The organism is Cupriavidus sp. WS (genome assembly GCF_000395345.1).
GTDB classification, from domain to species: domain Bacteria; phylum Pseudomonadota; class Gammaproteobacteria; order Burkholderiales; family Burkholderiaceae; genus Cupriavidus; species Cupriavidus basilensis_B.
In genome coordinates this window covers 1-2,895 of the sequence record NZ_AQPL01000483.1, presented here as the reverse complement: position 1 = coordinate 2,895, position 2,895 = coordinate 1, and the positions used below count along the sequence as shown (strand labels likewise).

The 2,895-nt window shown below is 72.6% G+C and carries 2 protein-coding genes; both read left to right on the top strand.

Annotated features, from left to right (window positions below; genetic code table 11):
- A partial coding sequence (locus tag K206_RS39910; RefSeq protein ID WP_020206404.1) for a bifunctional diguanylate cyclase/phosphodiesterase occupies positions 1–1,574 on the top strand: 1,574 nt, incomplete at its 5' end.
- 200 nt (positions 1,575–1,774) lie between these two features.
- Positions 1,775–2,875, top strand: coding sequence for a putative 2-aminoethylphosphonate ABC transporter ATP-binding protein (locus K206_RS0132085; protein WP_020206403.1), 1,101 nt, complete (start codon positions 1,775–1,777; stop codon positions 2,873–2,875).
- Positions 2,876–2,895 lie beyond the last annotated feature (20 nt).

The following is a 2,895-nucleotide window of genomic DNA, read 5'->3' as shown; positions in this document are numbered from 1 at the left end:
GGGGGGAGCCGGTCGCGGCGGGCCTGCCGGCCGTGACCGGCAAGGCGCGCCTGGGGCTGGCCGACGAGCAGGAATGGACCTACGTGCGCAAGGGCGGCTCGCGCCTGCCGGTGCAACTGACGCTCACCGCGCTGCCGGGCGCGCCGGCGCCGGGGCCGGGCGCGGCGCTGGACGGCGGCGGCTATCTGGCCATCGCGCACGACCTGACCGAGCGCAAGCGCGCCGACGAGTACATCCGCCACCTGGCGCACCACGACGCGCTCACCGGCCTGCCCAACCGCGCCCAGCTGCACGCGCGTACCGAGCTGGTGCTGCAGCGCGCGCTGCGCAAGGGCGAGCGCATCGCGCTGCTGCTGCTGGACCTGGACCAGTTCAAGCGCATCAACGAGTCGCTCGGCCACCATATCGGCGACGAGGTGCTGCGCATCGTCGCCGACCGCCTCAAGGCCGCCGTGCGCCACGCCGACCTGGTCGCGCGCATGGGCGGCGACGAGTTCGTGGTGGTGCTCGACGCCATCGCCCAGGACAGCGAGGCCGAACTGGTCGCGGCCAAGATCCTGGCGCGCCTGTCGGAGGAGCTGCGCCTGGGCAGCCAGCGCCTGCGCCTGACGCCGTCGATCGGCATGGTGCTGTGCCCCGACGACGGCGACAATCTCGCCGACCTGCTCAAGAACGCCGACGCAGCCATGTACGCCGCCAAGCGCGGCGGCGGCGCGCAGTTGTGCCGCTTCTCCAGCGAGATGGCGGAGGCCTCGATGGCGCGCTTCACCATCGAGGGCCTGCTGCGGCGCGCGCTGGCCGCGCGCGCGTTCCGGCTGCGCTACCAGCCCATCGTCGATGCCGCCACGCTGCGCATCACCGGCGTGGAGGCGCTGATCCACTGGGACACGCCCGAGCGCGGCGTGATCCCGCCGGCCGAGTTCATCCCGATCGCCGAGCAGAGCGGGCTCATCATGCCGCTGGGCGAATGGATCCTGGCCACCGCCTGCCGCGAGATCCAGCAGCTGCGCGGCAAGCTGGGCCGCGAGCTGGAGGTGGCGGTCAACATCTCGCCGCTGCAGCTGCGCCAGGCCGGCTTTCCCGCGATGGTCAAGCAGTGCCTGGAGGCGGCGGGGCTGCCGGCGCGGGCGCTGACCATCGAAGTCACCGAGGGCATCCTGATCGAGGGCGGCAGCAAGACCATCGAGACCTTCGAGCGCGTGCGCGCGCTCGGCGTGGGCCTGTCGATCGACGATTTCGGCACCGGCTATTCCGGCCTGAGCTACCTGACGCGGCTGCCGATCGACAAGCTCAAGATCGACAAGTCCTTCGTCGACGACGTGGCGCACGACGAGCACCACCAGGCCGTCGCCGCCGCCATCATCGCGCTCGGCCATCAACTGCACCTGCAGGTGGTGGCCGAGGGCGTGGAGTCGCCGGCGCAGTTCGCCTTCCTGCGCGAGCGCGGCTGCGATGCCGTGCAGGGCTACCTGTTCTGCCAGGCGGTGCCGCTCGGTGGCCTGATGGAGATCTGCGCGGCGGGCGGCGAGGCCACCATGCAGGCGCGCCCGGCGCGCGTGGCGTCGAACGGGTAGGGCGGCGGCGGCGGCCGGCCGATCCGTTCGTCAATTCGTTCGCCAGTCCGCTCGTCGATTCACCCGTCAGTCCGCCCGCAAATCCGCCCCGCAAATCCGCCAATACCCGCATCGGCATTCTTTGCCCGGCTGCCACATGACTGGCACGCGCCGTCCCTAACATGCCCCCCTGTCATCATGGCATCAAGGGTTGGGCATTCATGCAAGCAGGTGAGTCCGCGCCGGGCCGCGCGTTCCTGGCGGTCGAGCAGGTCAGCAAGCGTTTCGGAGGGGCGGGCGGTTTCCAGGCGCTGGACGGCGTGTCGCTGTCGGTGGCGCAGGGCGAGCTGCTGTGCCTGCTGGGCCCGTCGGGCTGCGGCAAGACCACCCTGCTGCGCATCATCGCCGGCCTCGAGCGCGAGGACGCGGGCCGCATCCATGCCGGCGGGCGCGAGCTGACCGGCCTGCCGCCGCAGTCGCGCGACTACGGCATCCTGTTCCAGTCCTACGCGCTGTTCCCCAATCTCACGGTGAGCCAGAACGTGGCCTACGGCCTGCCGGGCCGCGGCATGGGCCGCGTCCACCGCGACGCGCGCGTGCGCGAGATGCTGGCGCTGGTGGGCCTGGACGGCAGCGAGCGCAAGTTCCCCGGCCAGCTCTCCGGCGGCCAGCAGCAGCGCGTGGCGCTGGCGCGCGCGCTGGCGCCGGCGCCTTCGCTGCTGCTGCTCGACGAGCCCATGTCCGCGCTCGACGCGCGCGTGCGCGAGCATCTGCGCCTGGAACTGCGCCAGCTGCAGCGGCGCCTGAACGTCACCACCGTGATGGTCACGCACGACCAGGACGAAGCGATGGCGATGGCGGACCGCATCGCGGTGATGGACGGCGGGCGCATCGCCCAGGCCGGCACGCCCGGCGAGATCTACGAGCGCCCGGCCTCGGCCTTCGTCGCCGAGTTCATCGGGCAGGCCAACTGGCTCGCGGGCCGGCGCAGCGGGCGCGACACCTTTCGCGTGGGCGAGGTGGAGCTGGCGGTGTCGCCGGCGTGCGCCGGCGCCGCGCCCGAGCACGCGACGCGGCTGTGCTGCCGCCCCGAGGCGGTCAGGCTGCAGCCGGCCGAGGGCGAGCCCAACCGCCTGCTGGCGCGCATCGTCGACGAGACCTATCTCGGCAGCCGCTACCGGCTGATGCTGGCCGCGGACCGCCTGCCCGGCATCACGCTGTTCGCCGACGTGCTGCGCGAGCAGCGCCACCTGCTGCCGGCGCCGGGCAGCCACAAGTTCTGGGTCGCGCTGCCGAGCCAGGCATTGCAGGTGTTCGCATGACGCGCGCGGCACCCGTGGCC